This window comes from Pseudoalteromonas sp. EB27, assembly GCF_001974875.1.
In the GTDB taxonomy this organism is placed as follows: Bacteria; Pseudomonadota; Gammaproteobacteria; order Enterobacterales; family Alteromonadaceae; genus Pseudoalteromonas.
In genome coordinates, this window is the sequence record NZ_MTQD01000003.1 from 120,937 (window position 1) to 134,229 (window position 13,293).

14 protein-coding genes are annotated in these 13,293 nt (G+C 39.0%); 7 read left to right on the plus strand and 7 right to left on the minus strand.

The window, feature by feature from the left end:
* The first annotated feature begins 71 nt into the window (after window positions 1-71).
* On the plus strand, window positions 72-1,133 hold the full coding sequence (bamC, locus tag BW142_RS04840; RefSeq protein ID WP_002963120.1) for an outer membrane protein assembly factor BamC: 1,062 nt from the start codon (window positions 72-74) through the stop codon (window positions 1,131-1,133).
* A gap of 66 nt (window positions 1,134-1,199) precedes the next feature.
* Window positions 1,200-2,570, plus strand: coding sequence for a YjiH family protein (locus BW142_RS04845; RefSeq protein WP_002963118.1), 1,371 nt, complete (start codon window positions 1,200-1,202; stop codon window positions 2,568-2,570).
* Between the two features lie 29 nt (window positions 2,571-2,599).
* Here BW142_RS04845 and BW142_RS04850 read toward each other — a convergent pair whose 3' ends face one another.
* A complete protein-coding gene (locus BW142_RS04850; protein ID WP_076915758.1) occupies window positions 2,600-2,746 on the minus strand; it encodes a DUF2897 family protein in 147 nt (48 codons plus the stop codon).
* Between the two features lie 87 nt (window positions 2,747-2,833).
* Window positions 2,834-3,370, minus strand: a complete 537-nt coding sequence (locus BW142_RS04855; RefSeq protein ID WP_002963116.1) for an acyloxyacyl hydrolase — start codon at window positions 3,368-3,370, stop codon at window positions 2,834-2,836.
* Window positions 3,371-3,615: 245 nt separating this feature from the next.
* Here BW142_RS04855 and BW142_RS04860 point away from each other — a divergent pair, with 245 nt between their 5' ends.
* Both BW142_RS04860 and BW142_RS04865 read left to right on the plus strand, forming a co-directional pair.
* The gene (locus tag BW142_RS04860) at window positions 3,616-4,209 is read left to right on the plus strand and encodes an ABC transporter substrate-binding protein (protein WP_076924071.1); all 594 of its coding nucleotides are present in this window, start codon (window positions 3,616-3,618) and stop codon (window positions 4,207-4,209) included.
* Window positions 4,210-4,450: 241 nt separating this feature from the next.
* The gene (locus BW142_RS04865) at window positions 4,451-5,788 is read left to right on the plus strand and encodes an ankyrin repeat domain-containing protein (protein WP_002963113.1); all 1,338 of its coding nucleotides are present in this window, start codon (window positions 4,451-4,453) and stop codon (window positions 5,786-5,788) included.
* Between the two features lie 82 nt (window positions 5,789-5,870).
* On the opposite strand, the gene BW142_RS04870 is transcribed toward BW142_RS04865, so the two are convergent.
* Genes BW142_RS04870 through BW142_RS04890 form a run of 5 tightly spaced genes read right to left on the minus strand, consistent with a single transcriptional unit; the run spans window position 5,871 to window position 9,390 of the window.
* On the minus strand, window positions 5,871-6,314 hold the full coding sequence (locus BW142_RS04870; RefSeq protein WP_076924072.1) for a DUF2069 domain-containing protein: 444 nt from the start codon (window positions 6,312-6,314) through the stop codon (window positions 5,871-5,873).
* A complete protein-coding gene (gene wrbA / locus BW142_RS04875) occupies window positions 6,311-6,865 on the minus strand; it encodes an NAD(P)H:quinone oxidoreductase (protein ID WP_010555076.1) in 555 nt (184 codons plus the stop codon). Before wrbA ends, BW142_RS04870 begins: the two co-directional genes overlap by 4 nt.
* Window positions 6,865-7,212, minus strand: a complete 348-nt coding sequence (gene arsC / locus BW142_RS04880) for an arsenate reductase (glutaredoxin) (protein ID WP_076924073.1) — start codon at window positions 7,210-7,212, stop codon at window positions 6,865-6,867. Before arsC ends, wrbA begins: the two co-directional genes overlap by 1 nt.
* Before the next feature lie 53 nt (window positions 7,213-7,265).
* Window positions 7,266-8,723, minus strand: coding sequence for a M48 family metalloprotease (locus BW142_RS04885; RefSeq protein WP_076924074.1), 1,458 nt, complete (start codon window positions 8,721-8,723; stop codon window positions 7,266-7,268).
* Between the two features lies 1 nt (window position 8,724).
* On the minus strand, window positions 8,725-9,390 hold the full coding sequence (locus BW142_RS04890) for a hypothetical protein (protein ID WP_002961456.1): 666 nt from the start codon (window positions 9,388-9,390) through the stop codon (window positions 8,725-8,727).
* A gap of 145 nt (window positions 9,391-9,535) precedes the next feature.
* Between BW142_RS04890 and BW142_RS04895 the strand changes: the two genes are divergently transcribed.
* The 3 genes from BW142_RS04895 to BW142_RS04905 all read left to right on the plus strand — a co-directional run bounded on the left by BW142_RS04895 (window position 9,536) and on the right by BW142_RS04905 (window position 13,214).
* Window positions 9,536-9,754 carry a sulfurtransferase TusA family protein gene (locus tag BW142_RS04895; RefSeq protein WP_002961455.1) on the plus strand — a complete coding sequence of 73 codons (219 nt, stop codon included), beginning with the start codon at window positions 9,536-9,538 and terminating at the stop codon, window positions 9,752-9,754.
* The gene (locus tag BW142_RS04900; RefSeq protein WP_076924076.1) at window positions 9,747-10,823 is read left to right on the plus strand and encodes an AI-2E family transporter; all 1,077 of its coding nucleotides are present in this window, start codon (window positions 9,747-9,749) and stop codon (window positions 10,821-10,823) included. Before BW142_RS04895 ends, BW142_RS04900 begins: the two co-directional genes overlap by 8 nt.
* A 135-nt stretch (window positions 10,824-10,958) precedes the next feature.
* On the plus strand, window positions 10,959-13,214 hold the full coding sequence (locus BW142_RS04905) for an aminotransferase class V-fold PLP-dependent enzyme (RefSeq protein WP_076924078.1): 2,256 nt from the start codon (window positions 10,959-10,961) through the stop codon (window positions 13,212-13,214).
* The last annotated feature ends 79 nt before the right edge of the window (window positions 13,215-13,293 follow it).

A 13,293-nucleotide genomic window follows, 5' to 3' on the forward strand; every position in this document is an offset into this window, starting at 1 on the left:
TGAACCAAATCGGCATTACCCACTCATATATTTGTTAAAACAATTAAAGGGTATGCTAAGGAGAAATATCTGTGCAGTATTGGATCCCAAAAGCACTTGCAGTAAGTGTATTGGTAAGTTTATCAGGGTGTAGTGTATTTATTAATAAGGCACATGACGAACGTAACTATCGTACGCATGAGCCTGTAAAAGCACCAACGTCGTTATCTCAACCAGCTCAAGACCCAGTTTATAAAATGGATGTAGGTCAATACGACAACAATCCTGAAGCTACAAATTACCGCCCACCGGCACAAGTATTAACAATTGCTAAAGGCAGTTGGGTAGAAGAGACAGATAAACAAGCGCGTATTTATTTTGATAAAAACGATGGCATTGCTGATTTAGATGAATTTCTTTGGGATACGATTCAATCGGTACTTGCTGATAATAACGCGGGCACAACTAAAGAAGATAAGCTACTTGGTATTATTGAAACTGATTGGTACTCAATCATCAAAACAGAAGAAAGCTTTTGGTGGTGGGGCGATGAAGTTAACGATGATTTAGAAAAATTTAGATTCACTATTGAAGAAAAGTCACATCAGCGTACTGCGTCTTTACGTGTAGAGCTGATAGATTTTAAAGGCGACCATACACTTACTGATTTGTTAAAGCAGCAGTTAGAAGTACGTGCGCTTAACCAAGTAGTGAGCGAGTTTGATTACCGTTACCGTCAACTTGAAGTTGATATGCGTAAACGCCAAGGTATTATTTCTCTTGAAATGGGCTTTGATAACAAAGGTAATGCAGCACTTGTAACTGAGCAATCTTACGAAGCTGTGTTTGATCGTTTCTCTGGCTTTTTAGAGCGCTTGTCGTTCACTATTGTTGAAATTAACCCAGATACGGGCTTAATTACTGCTGATTATACTAAACCGGAAACAAGCGTTTGGGATTCAATTTGGGGTGATGACGTAGCTCAACTACCTATTGATGAAGGCCAATACCAAATTTTAGTAAGTAAAACTAAAGAAGGCGGTACTAGCTTAACGTGGATGGATGACAAAGGCGAAACGCTTGAGCCAGGTACTATGAATGGTTTACAACAAGCATTAGAAGCAGCACTCATTCAGCGCGGCATTAAAATTTAAATAATAATAAGTTTTACCACAAAAAGAGCGCTATGCTCTTTTTGTGGTTTTTATAGGTTAATAAATATGTCTCAGCTACCTCATCGTTCACACTATACGTGGCGCACTTGGTTTACTTTTTTGGTTCCTTCGTTAATTGGTGTGTTTTTATTTATGACACCCATTAGTACCTCGCAAGGAATGACCATTCCTATTGCCGTTATGGCAAAAGCGGTCCAAGCAATGATGCTTGGCTCTGCTCAAGCAATTATTACTCTCATTATTTGTATTACAGGGGTTATTTCTGTAATTACTAAAGTGTTTAAACCCGCCGCTATATGTAACTCATCTTTATTAAAACATTTATTTGATGTGAGCTGGACATGGCTGGTGGTGCGCTTATTTGGTATGGCGTTTGGTTTAATGACGTACTTAAGCCTAGGTAGCGAGATGATTACCTCGGCCAATACTGGCGCGCTGGTATTAAATGACTTATTGCCAGTGTTGTTTTCGGTATTTATTTTAGCGGGCTTATTACTGCCGCTACTAATTAACTTTGGTCTACTAGAGCTTGCTGGTACGTTAATGACTAAAGTAATGCGCCCTGTATTTGGTGTACCTGGTAGAAGTGCGGTTGACTGTACTGCATCGTGGCTAGGCGATGGTAGTGTAGGTATTTTGATGACTGCAAGGCAGTACGATCAAAAGCACTATACACAACGCGAAGCGGCTATTATTGGTACTACGTTTTCAGCGGTTTCAATCACGTTTAGTTTAGTGGTGCTTGGGCAAGTTAAACTTGAATACCTATTTGCACCGTTTTACGCAACGGTATGTTTAGCCGGTATTGTTGCCGCTATTATTGTGCCGCGATTACCGCCACTGCGCTTTAAAAAAGACTTACTAATTGATGGTACTGAGCCAGATAGAGACGCTGAAACAATTCCGGGCCATAAAACTTTATTTGGTCATTCGTTAGATGTTGCACTCGCTAAAGCAGATAACTCAACGGGTGTTAAAGGTACTATAAAAGAGGGCGTACATAACGCGCTTGATATGGTATTTGGTGTGTTGCCAGTGGTTATGGCAGTAGGTACATTTGCACTGATCATTGCTGAGCATACGCCTATATTTCAGTATTTAGGTATGCCATTTGTGCCATTTTTAGAGTTATTACAAGTACCCGAAGCGGCAGCAGCATCGCAAACTATTATGGTTGGTTTTGCTGATATGTTTATTCCGTCAATATTAGCAGCAGGGACTATTGAAAGTGATGTAACGCGCTTTATTATTGCAGCCATGAGCGTAACGCAGCTTATTTATATGTCTGAGGTGGGCGCACTTTTACTTGGCAGTAAAATACCGGTAAACATTTTAGAGTTGTTTATTATATTTATTTTGCGAACGCTAATTACTTTACCTGTTATTGCGCTAATGGCGCATTGGCTAGTAGGCTAAATTAGCATGTATTAAAAAGCCCTGATTAATCAGGGCTTTTTTGTGTCTGTTGCATTTTTAATATTGGCGTTGGGCTTTTTAAACTCCGTTTTTGCAGAGAGTCTAATCAGCGCAATATTACCAATGATAATGGCAAAAACAACGGCGACAATAATTACAATATGCCAAGTTTGCATAACCACTTACCTACTTTAAACAGGGGATAAGTGTGACTGTTTTACGCTATAACAGCAATTAAATTACTTAAAACACAATCAATAACGTTAAAAGCGTCTAGCTACCGAAAGTGTTAAAAAGTTAAGCCCTGGGTTTGGCTCTTTAAAGCCTGCGTTTGAGTAGTGAATAACTCTAAGAGCAACGTTAGTGTGGCCAAAGTCGGCAACGAGGCCTATACGGTCTTCAAACTGGTAGTGAGTGCTTATGTTTTTACCGGCAAACTGCGTCTCATCAATCAGTGATACACCAATTCCTGCTTCTACATAAAATGGGGTGTTGTTAAAACTAAAGGCAGGAAATTGCAGCACAGGTGACATAGCAAGTACTAGGTTTGATTGTGTTTCATCGCCGTGGCGGTATTCCCACATGTTTACGCTGGTTTCAAAGTAAAAGCGAGCATCGCCAATAAGGTTTTGCATACTAGGTGCATGATACTGATACGCAAGCTTAACGCCGTTTACGTTACCTTCGCCTTTGAGAAAATCAACAGCATAACCATGGTTCGATTGAGCAAAAGCAAGTTTGCCAAAAAGTGAAACTACTAATGCAAAAGAGATAATAAGTGTTTTAAGTGACGTTTTCATAGGTGCCAAATGTTTGTTTGATTTAAGTTGATAACTAAATGATAAGGGCGACCTATTAACAATTACAATGAGGACAAAATGCCGGTTGTATATGAGCTGTTAATGGAGATTTCTAACTGCTTGAATTTATTTTAGTTATTTAATTGGTGCTGTTTGGGCATTAATAAGTTGCTTATTTGTGCCTTTTTTATTGCGTATAGTTCGCGTAAATTACAGCCATCTTAATCACACAGACATATACAATTATGAAACTCTTTAAACTATTCGTTTTAGCCACTGCTTTTTTTAGTAGTTCGTTATTTGCACAAACTCAGCAATCGCCAGATCAGTTACTTGAATCAGTAGCCGATAAGCTATTTGCAGACATTGGCCAAGTAAATTCAAAAGGCACAGCAAGTAAAGACGCGATGGCCGCCATTGTTGAAAAACGTTTAATGCCGCATATTGATGTTAAGTTTGTGTCGTTTAAATTATTAGGTAAGCACATTAAAGGCATTGAGCGCGAACAGGCTGTTAAATTCATAGATGCAGTAGAGCATTACTTAACGGGCACATACGCTGGTGCACTAATGAAGTACACAGGTCAAAAAGTAGTGTTTGAGCGTAATAACGCAAAAAGTGACTCTGAGTACGCAACAGTTAACACACAAATTATTGAGCCAAATGCGCCTACAATCGACTTAAGTTTTAAGCTTCGTTTAGGTAAAAATGATGAGTGGAAAGTATACGATATTGTTGCCGAAGGTATTTCACTATTGAGCGCTAAGCAAAAAGAGATTATTCAACGCATTTCTGAAGTGGGTTTAGATCAAGTTATTAGCGAGTTAAAAAGTAAATAAACTATTTGTCTGGCTCTGATTAAGCCCAACTCCAACCTCAAAAACGGCCAATTACTTATGTACTTGGCCGTTTTTATATTCTTGTCTACGGTAATCCTAAAGGATTGTTGCTATTGCGTAATTTTGCGCTAGCAGCAAAACAAAGGTGTGCTAGAATATCGACACTTTGATTAAGCGTGGTGTCAGCTAAAAACTGATATAACTTACCACCCCCAAGCCACACTGGAGTTGTGTTGTTTTAATGGAAAATGTACTGATTTGGCCAAAGGAATACCCATTACTTATTAAAGGACTGGTAGAACAAAACGGTGCCTTTATTTTAGATGCTTTGGAAGCTTGGCCTGCTTGTCGTTCTACAAATGAAGACGATGGTGTATGCACCACCGTGTTACCGCCTATTTATTATTTGGCATGGTTAACCCCGTTAGAGCCATTTGAAGAATGTTATTTTCAACATATCTCTGAATATGACGAAGACGCACAAGCGTATATTAGTGCGGTTAAAAGCCATTACTACGATAATGAATATACCCCTGAAAGCTTAGTGCTTATGCTGTGCCAGCGCCTTGAAAAATACGCAAGCGTGGCCGCGCAAAACACCATAGATACGCCACTGTCTTTAGTTGATTTATTTTTTAGTAAACGCTATTTCACGTTAATTGAGCATGCGTTAAATAATAAAAGTAAACTCTCGGCAAAAGATACATTAGCCCTTTGGAAAGAAGTTGATTTTAGAGAGCGCTTAAGTGCATTTATACCCGAGTCTGTTGCTGATTTAGATATGCTTTCTGAACTTGCTAGCGAAAAAGTAGCGGCGGGTAAAGACTACTTTACGTTGCTTACACAGGTTTCTCCTGATGTTGACTCTGTTGTACTGCTAGAAAAAGCATTATTAACGCACTTACGTAAAAAAACAGCCAAGCAAACAATGGCCATGCGTTTTATTGAACAAGGCGCCACAGGCGTTCTTGCTGACGAGAACAATAAAACAGCCTTCATGTGGGCCGCCGAAAAAGGCTATGTAAATGTGGTTGAAACGCTACTTGCAAAGCAAGATAAAAAAGCGGTTGATAATTTAGGTAATACAGCGCTTCATTACGCTGTATTTGCTAAAAATGAATCGTTAATGGTGCTGTTAATTAAAGCGGGTTATAACTTTAGAGCGCGCAATAAAGAAGGCTTAAGTTGTTACCGTTTGGCGGTTAGTATTAAAGCCAATAACTTGGTTAAATGCTTAGAGCGTGACTTTGGTATTAAAGAGCTTTCGCCTGAAGGGCAGTTTGATCGTATTAAAAAAGTACATGTGCTGCACGCTATTGTCACTATATTGCTGCCTTTGCAGTTGTTCTTCTTTTTTGATGAAACACTCTCAATTAAAAGTGAGCTGACGCTGGGTTTAACTATGGTTGCAGTGATTTGTTTTTTCTTTGCGACCACTTTAAAACGCTGTGCGTTATATCCACATATTAAACACCCTTGGGGTTTGTTTGTGCTTAGGGGCTTTTCGTTTATTAGCTTAATTGCTCAAATAGGGTTAGCGAGTATTGTGGTACTAGCAGCCTTGAGTGATTTGGTTTAGTCACTTTTAAAAAGTTAATAAAAAACGCGCTTAAAGCAATTTAAGCGCGTTTTTTGTATTTATAACCGTTTATGGATAAATATTATTTATTGTACTCATTTGCTGCTTTTTCTTCAGCTAATTCTTCTTTAAGCTTACGGATTTTTAAACCCTGTTCTTGTCCGCGATGCCTTGCATAATACGTACAGCCGATAAACATTGAAGAGGCAAACACAAGCTCTAACAATACCCATATAAGCTCATCAGGAGCTGCCCAAAGCATGGTTAAGCCGTGTATAAAATATAGCATTACAATAAAGTTAGCCCACGCATAAGTATAAGTATAGTCTTTTATTATGCCTCTTAGCGGCAGTAGTAATGGAATAATAGGCACAAATAAAGACACTAAACTCGCATTACCATTTAAAGGTGGTACAAAATACATCCACAGTGGAATAAGAACAAGTAAACCTACATAGCCAAATAGTGCGGCACGCTGAAATTTTACTGTAATTGGCTTTTTAGCTGGGTTGTCAGCTGTATTCATTTAAGTTTTCTCGCAATGTGAGTAAGGCGTTTACCAACGCTTTGGCATATTTTAATTTCGTCTTTACTAAGTTGTGCACTATTAGCGCTGCCAGCAACGTGTGTTGCACCGTATGGTGTTCCACCTGTTTGTGTTGCAAGTAGTTCGGGTACATCGTACGGCACGCCCAGTAGCATCATACCGTGGTGTAATAGTGGCAGAGATAAGTTAAGTAAGGTTGCTTCATTACCACCATGCATACTGCTTGATGACGAAAACACACACGCTGGCTTATCTATTAACTGGCCTTTTAGCCACAAGTCGCTGGTGGTTTCCCAAAAGCTTTTAGCTTGAGAGGCCATCATGCCAAATCGGGTTGGTGTACCAAATGCCAAACCATCGCAGTTTATTAAGTCATCTTTGGTGATCACAATGTCGTGCGCATTTTTAGCCACAAAGGTGCGAAGTAGTGCGCTAGCACCTTGTTGCTCTATCGACTCTGCTATTTCGTGAGCCATTGCTTCAACTGAGCCATGGCTTGAGTGATAAAGCACCACTATGGTTGCACTCATTATAAAACGCTTAGTACGTTTTCTGGTGGGCGACCAATCGCGGCTTTATTGTTATTAACCACAATAGGGCGCTCAATTAGTTTTGGATTTTGTACCATGGCATCTATTAATGCTGATTCATTGCTTTCATCTTTTAAATTAAGCGCTTTGTAGTCATCTTCTTTTGTGCGCATTAATTCACGTACGGATGAAAAACCAAGTTGGATTACAAGCGTTGCAATTTGCTCGTGTGTAAGAGGCGTTTTTAAATACTCTACAACACTTGGCTCTATCGCTTTACTGTGCAGTAGTGCTAGCGTTTCGCGTGATTTAGAACAACGTGGGTTGTGGTAAATAGTAACAGACATAAAATGATTCCAAAGTGTGAATTGCGTCTATTTTAGGGTAAGCGCTTGCAGACTTAAAGTCTTGCAAGCTCTTTTTGTAAAAGTCGATACTGGGTAAGTAGTGCTTTTAAACGTTGTTGCTTTACAAGTTGGGTAGGCTCTACAAAATTAAGTGCTTTTTGTACTTCGTCTGCGGCTTTTAAATAAGCACCATATTGCGCTAATACATCGGCGTTCGCTTCGTGATAAGAGGCTAATTTATCTTGTTTTTTATACGCATCAGCAAGGAGTTGTTTACCTAAGTTGTGGTCGGGCTTTTCGAGTAAAAAACTCTTTAAAATATTTTCAGCAAGCTCATATTGCTCAGCTTCGAGAGCTGCATTGGCATAGTTAAGCGTAATTACCTGATTATTAGGGCGATACTGATTTAAATCAGCTAAAAACTTAACGGCTTCATCTGCCTTTTCTTGTGCGATAAGTAAATCGGTATGGGTATCTATATAAAATAAGTTTTTAGGATCGCTTTTTAAAAGCTCGTCTAATATTGGCGCTGCTTCATCAAGCTTTTTTTGATCAAGCAAGCTTATAGCTAAGCCATACTTTAATGCAGTATTGTTGTAGCTGTTTTCGCGCAGTAGTTTTTTAAATAAGTCTTCTGCGTTTTCTGGTTTGTTGTCGTAGCGGGCAAGCACTCGACTTTTTGCTAAATTAAATTCAAGGCTCGCATTCATAAGACGCACAGGAAATTGCTCTGCACGCAAACGTACGTCTGACACTCGGCTCTCTGGCAATGGGTGAGTAAGCAAAAATGCAGGTGGCTTGTATTTATAACGAATTTGCGCTGCAAGTTTAGTTAAAAAATCACTCGATGCACGTGCATCAAAACCAGCATTGTTAAGTGTTTGCATGCCTATGCGGTCAGCTTCTTGCTCAGCTGAGCGGCTATGTGTTAATTGGCTAAAAGCAGATTGTGTTTGGCTTGCTGATATAATGGCAATACCCGCGTCGGGTGCAACAACAGTTGCTAATATACCTGCAATCATACCGGCAATGGTCAGTGCGCTGTTATCTTGTTGCTGCTGTATTCTACGTGCTAAGTGGCGCTGTGTTACGTGAGCAATTTCGTGACCAAGTACTGAAGCAAACTGGCTCTCGTTATCTGCTTGCGCTATTAATCCTGTGTGCACTCCAACATGGCCGCCGTAAAAGGCAAATGCGTTTATTTCTGAGTTATTTATCCAAAAAAATGAAAACGGAAAACGTACATCGTTAGCATTAGCAACGAGTTTACGGCCAATAGTGGTGAGGTATTCATCTAGCACAGGGTCGTTTATAACTGGCGATGAACCTCGTATTTGCATCATCATTACTTCGCCAATAGCTTGTTCTTTTTCAAGTGGCAGTGCTTGTAATGCAGATGTTCCTAAGTCAGGAAGAGTAAAGTTAGTTTGCGCTTTTAAAGGTTCGCTTACTAATAAGCTAAACGTAAGCGCTGCGGTGCATAAAGTGATAAATGCTGATTTTAGCTGCATTTTATTCCTTGTTAATTTGTTCGCCAATTGCAATTTTGGCTATGTCTATTTCGTCACTGCTTGCACGGCTGTCTTTTTCGCACAATTGGTATAGTTCTTTTATTGTGACTCCATCAAGCTTTACAACGTTCAATTCTCGCTGCAAAAAAGTAATAATTTTATGTACTACTTTATGTGCGTGTAAAATAATGGCTTTATCTGCTTTGTCGCCCCGTTCAAAATAAAAGCCAATAAACTTATGTAACTGACTTATTCTGATCAGGTTTTTCATTGAATGTGGGTCCCACACTCTAAACTCCATAAAGCGATTATTTTTTATGTATTGGTCAACAATAACATCTTTAGCATAAGGCTGTGCCCAAAGCTCAAAGCCTCTGTCGGTAAAAACCTGGTGCAGCGCAATGCGAGGCTTATATTTGGTATGTATTTCACCAAAGCTGTCTTCGTGGCCTTCTAATAAATCTAAGTTCCAATTGCGTTTATCTATAAGTTGTTTAACCGCATTATCGAATCCATGATCTAAAATACCTTCTGATTCGCTTATTGATGAGGCAACAAGGTGATAAAAAGGAGGGAGTTCGCCCCAATTAATTTGCTTTTTAAACCAATTAATCTCTTTGAGTGTTGGATTACTTGGTAGTTGCGCTTTATTATGCGTGCCAGGCATTAACTTATCCTTACTGCGAGTTATGTTATAAGGATAAACTATTGCAGGTATTGTTTTAACAAAAAGTTACAACGGTTTGCGTATATAAGTATATTGACCGTAAATATGCGACTTATTATTCATTTACTATACGGATAAAGTAGTTATGGTAGAGCGCGATTTAAAAGAGTTTAAATGCCCTCAGCAATTTGTGCAGTTTAAACTTGCGCTACGAAGTGCGCAGTCATCAAAACAACGTATCACTTTTAGTCTTAATAAAGGTGAGAGTGCGAACGATATTGAACGTTTTTTGCAAAAAAATGCTTATAGTTACAATTTTGATAAACAACGTGGGTTGTTATTAGTGGAGCCATTACATGTTTGAATACGTAAAAACATGGTACGAAAGGAAGTTCTCGGATCCTCATTCGTCTACCTTATTATTTTTATTATTGGCCTCAGTAGCCTTACTTTACTTTTTTGGCTCGTTAATAGTCCCTGTGCTTGTGGCATTGGTTATTGCCTATTTACTTGATTGGCCGGTTGTTCATTTAGAGCGCGTTGGTTTAAAGCGTTTTAGTGCAACGATTATTGTAATGTTGATATTTATTAGCATTATGCTCACCCTTATTTTGGTTATTGGCCCAGTGCTTTGGAAGCAAACCAGTAACCTAGTCCAAGAAACCCCGCATATGTTAGAGCAGGGGAAGTCTTATTTAATCGCTTTACCAGAACAATACCCAAGTTTGATTAGTATTGAACAAGTACAAGCTATTGTTGCAACAGTAGAAGCTAAAATTATTGAGTTTGGTCAGGCTGTGTTGTCGTTTTCACTTACCTCTTTAAAAGATGTTGTAGCTTGGCTTATATATTTAGTACTTGTGCCGTTACTGGTGTTTTTTATGCTTAAAGACAAGCTAGAGCTAACAGGAAGTATTGCTAAACTGATCCCTCAGCAACGACGCTTAATTTTGCAAGTGTGGCATGAAATGAATCAACAAATTATGAATTACATTCGCGGTAAAGTGTTTGAAATTTTAATTGTTGGTGGTGTGTCTTTCATTGCATTTACTGTTTTAGATTTACGTTACGCCGCATTACTTGGTGTGCTTGTTGGTTTGTCGGTCTTAATTCCATTTATTGGTGCTGCACTGGTTACTATTCCGGTAGCAGCAGTTGCGCTGTTTCAGTTTGGATTAGAAACACAGTTTTGGACTATTTTAATTATTTACGGAATTATTCAGGCACTTGATGGCAACGTACTTGTGCCACTGTTGTTTTCTGAGGCGGTTGATTTGAATCCGGTGTTTATAATTGTCGCGGTATTATTTTTTGGTGGCTTGTGGGGGTTTTGGGGCGTATTTTTTGCCATCCCGTTGGCTTCATTAGTAAAAGCGCTAATAACAGCTTGGTCGTCCACGCATGAAGAGATAAGTAAAGAGCTCACTGAATAATTAAGTAAACAAACTTTTAGTTTAAAAAAGAATAGTAAACGCACCTCTAGTGCTAATTGATTATTACTCATTACCTGTAAATTTATGTACTATTGGTAATAAGATATATTTTTTAGTAATAAGGTGCGTTTTTTAATGTCTGAGTTTTTATTGCACGATGAGCCAGTAAAACAAGTTTACCTTGATGCAAACGCAACGACCCCTGTGTTGCCTTGTATTGCTGATGTTGTTTCTCATACCATGCAAATATGTTTTGGTAATCCTTCTAGTCCTCATATAACAGGTATTCAAGCCAAGCATTTATTAGAACAAACGCGTCAAAAAGCCCACACGGTTATTGGCGCAAGTAATGGCGATATTTTATTTACCTCTGGCGCAACAGAAGGCATTCAAACTGCGGTAGTTTCTACGCTAATTGATGCTAAAAAACACCCGATTAAAAACCCTGTATTGTTATATGGCGCAACTGAGCATAAAGCAGTACCAAATACACTTAAGCACTGGAATAGCGTACTTGACGTTAATGCTGAAGTGCTTGCTATTCCGGTTGATAGTAACGGTATTTTAGATTTAGATTTTATCGCTAAACATATAGATAACGCATTAATGATTTGCACCATGGCCGTTAATAACGAAACCGGTGTGTATCAAGATTTACCCGCTATTGAGCAGGTAATTCGTAGCCGTAATAAAAATGTATCGTGGATGGTGGATTGCGTGCAAGCGCTCGGTAAACAAGCACTCGCGCTTAGTGATACAACAATAGATTACGCACCTTTTTCGGGGCATAAGCTTTATGCACCTAAAGGTATCGGCTTTTTATATATTCGTAGTGGCAGTGCGTATACTCCTTTTATTGCGGGTGGCGGTCAAGAAAGTGGAATGCGTTCAGGCACCGAAAATCTACCCGGTATTGCAGGGTTAAATAAGCTATTTAGTATGTTGCTTGATAAATCAGACGAAACATTTAAATCAGTTAGTGTACTTAACTCTTATCGAAGCCAGTTACAAAACGCGATAAAAGACACCTTTGGCGATATTACATTCAACCATGATTTTGCTTATAGCGTACCTACCACACTTAACTTTGCTGTTAACGATTTAACGAGCAAAGAGGTGATTGATTTATTTGATGCTGCGGGCATTCGCGTAAGTGGAGGCTCGGCTTGTAGTACAGGTGCATCAACAAGTTTTGTTTTAGATGCAATGGGGGCAAGTAAGTGGCAAAGCGAAAACGCGATTAGGCTATCGTTTGGACCGGCTGCAACACAACATGATATTGATGATGCTTGTGTGCGTATTCGCGCTCTAAAAGCAATATTACAGGCAAACTGTTTAATCGTGTCAGACAGTACCACACCACAACAAGAAGTATGCGCACTGGGCCTTACTCAATTTAGGCACCAAGGTGCATGTAGTTGGCTTTATGTGAGCGATGATAAACACGCAGTTATAATTGATCCGATTATTGAGCTTATTCCGCGTTTTGAAAAAATAGCCAATACACAAAACTTAACTATATCAGCGGTGCTTAATACACACCTGCATCAAGAGCGAGAGTCAGCGACTAATTTACTAACCAGCGTTCTTGACTCAAGAGTTGTCAAAGGTGAGGTTGATTCGCTAGGTTGGCCGCTAAATACAGCAAGTATTAATTTGGCAAATGAAGCACTTGAAAAAGTAGCTACACCTGGGCACAGCAAAGATAGCGTAAGTTATTTATTAAAAAACAGTAATGGCGAAACGCGTTATTGTTTTTGTGGTGATTTAATATTGCCTGCTGGGCTTGGCAATACGTCCCTTATGGGAGGGGATGCAAAAGCTATGGCTCAATCTGTTTTAGCAATGAGCAAGCAGCTTAAAAGCACCAGCATTATTTGCTCAGGGCACGACTACCAACAATGTTTTGCCATGAACTGGGCTGTACAGCAAAACCAAACGCCACTACTTGATGCGTTAGTGAGCGGCAGTATTTCAGTTGATGAATTTGCAATACAAAAACAGCAGTACGACGCTTCAAAGCAAATAAATAACACGCAATTGTGTGGTTATGTAAATGCATTACCTGAGGTTGATACACAGCAATTAAATTTTGATGACGCTAAAGTGATGTTAAACACCAGCGATGTATATTTAATAGATACCCGAGAACCGTATGAACATGGAGCAAATAATGTTGCTCAGTTATTTAATACGCTAGATGAAAAAACATTAAATATACCACTTAGCAGAATGGCAAATGCGGTATTTGAAGGCCAATTAAACAGAAATAACAAGTACATTTTATTATGCCGTAGTGGTAACCGCTCAAAAATTGCTGCAACTAATTTAATGCAACTAGGATACAAAACTGTTTATAACCTAAGTGGTGGGTTGGCGCTTAGCAATTAAACAAAGATTGTAATTTATACAAAATCGGCTTTAGAGCCGATTTTTTGTTTTTAAGGTTTATTGCACGCAATGTAAACAT

Bases quoted from the DNA above. Each gene is read 5' to 3' on its own strand.
- BW142_RS04845 (WP_002963118.1), top strand. From the start codon at position 1,200: ATGTCTCAGCTACCTCATCGTTCACACTATACGTGGCGCACTTGGTTT.
- BW142_RS04850 (WP_076915758.1), bottom strand. From the start codon at position 2,746: ATGCAAACTTGGCATATTGTAATTATTGTCGCCGTTGTTTTTGCCATT.
- BW142_RS04855 (WP_002963116.1), bottom strand. From the start codon at position 3,370: ATGAAAACGTCACTTAAAACACTTATTATCTCTTTTGCATTAGTAGTT.
- BW142_RS04860 (WP_076924071.1), top strand. From the start codon at position 3,616: ATGAAACTCTTTAAACTATTCGTTTTAGCCACTGCTTTTTTTAGTAGT.
- BW142_RS04865 (WP_002963113.1), top strand. From the start codon at position 4,451: ATGGAAAATGTACTGATTTGGCCAAAGGAATACCCATTACTTATTAAA.
- BW142_RS04870 (WP_076924072.1), bottom strand. From the start codon at position 6,314: ATGAATACAGCTGACAACCCAGCTAAAAAGCCAATTACAGTAAAATTT.
- wrbA (WP_010555076.1), bottom strand. From the start codon at position 6,865: ATGAGTGCAACCATAGTGGTGCTTTATCACTCAAGCCATGGCTCAGTT.
- arsC (WP_076924073.1), bottom strand. From the start codon at position 7,212: ATGTCTGTTACTATTTACCACAACCCACGTTGTTCTAAATCACGCGAA.
- BW142_RS04885 (WP_076924074.1), bottom strand. From the start codon at position 8,723: ATGCAGCTAAAATCAGCATTTATCACTTTATGCACCGCAGCGCTTACG.
- BW142_RS04890 (WP_002961456.1), bottom strand. From the start codon at position 9,390: ATGCCTGGCACGCATAATAAAGCGCAACTACCAAGTAATCCAACACTC.
- BW142_RS04895 (WP_002961455.1), top strand. From the start codon at position 9,536: ATGGTAGAGCGCGATTTAAAAGAGTTTAAATGCCCTCAGCAATTTGTG.
- BW142_RS04900 (WP_076924076.1), top strand. From the start codon at position 9,747: ATGTTTGAATACGTAAAAACATGGTACGAAAGGAAGTTCTCGGATCCT.
- BW142_RS04905 (WP_076924078.1), top strand. From the start codon at position 10,959: ATGTCTGAGTTTTTATTGCACGATGAGCCAGTAAAACAAGTTTACCTT.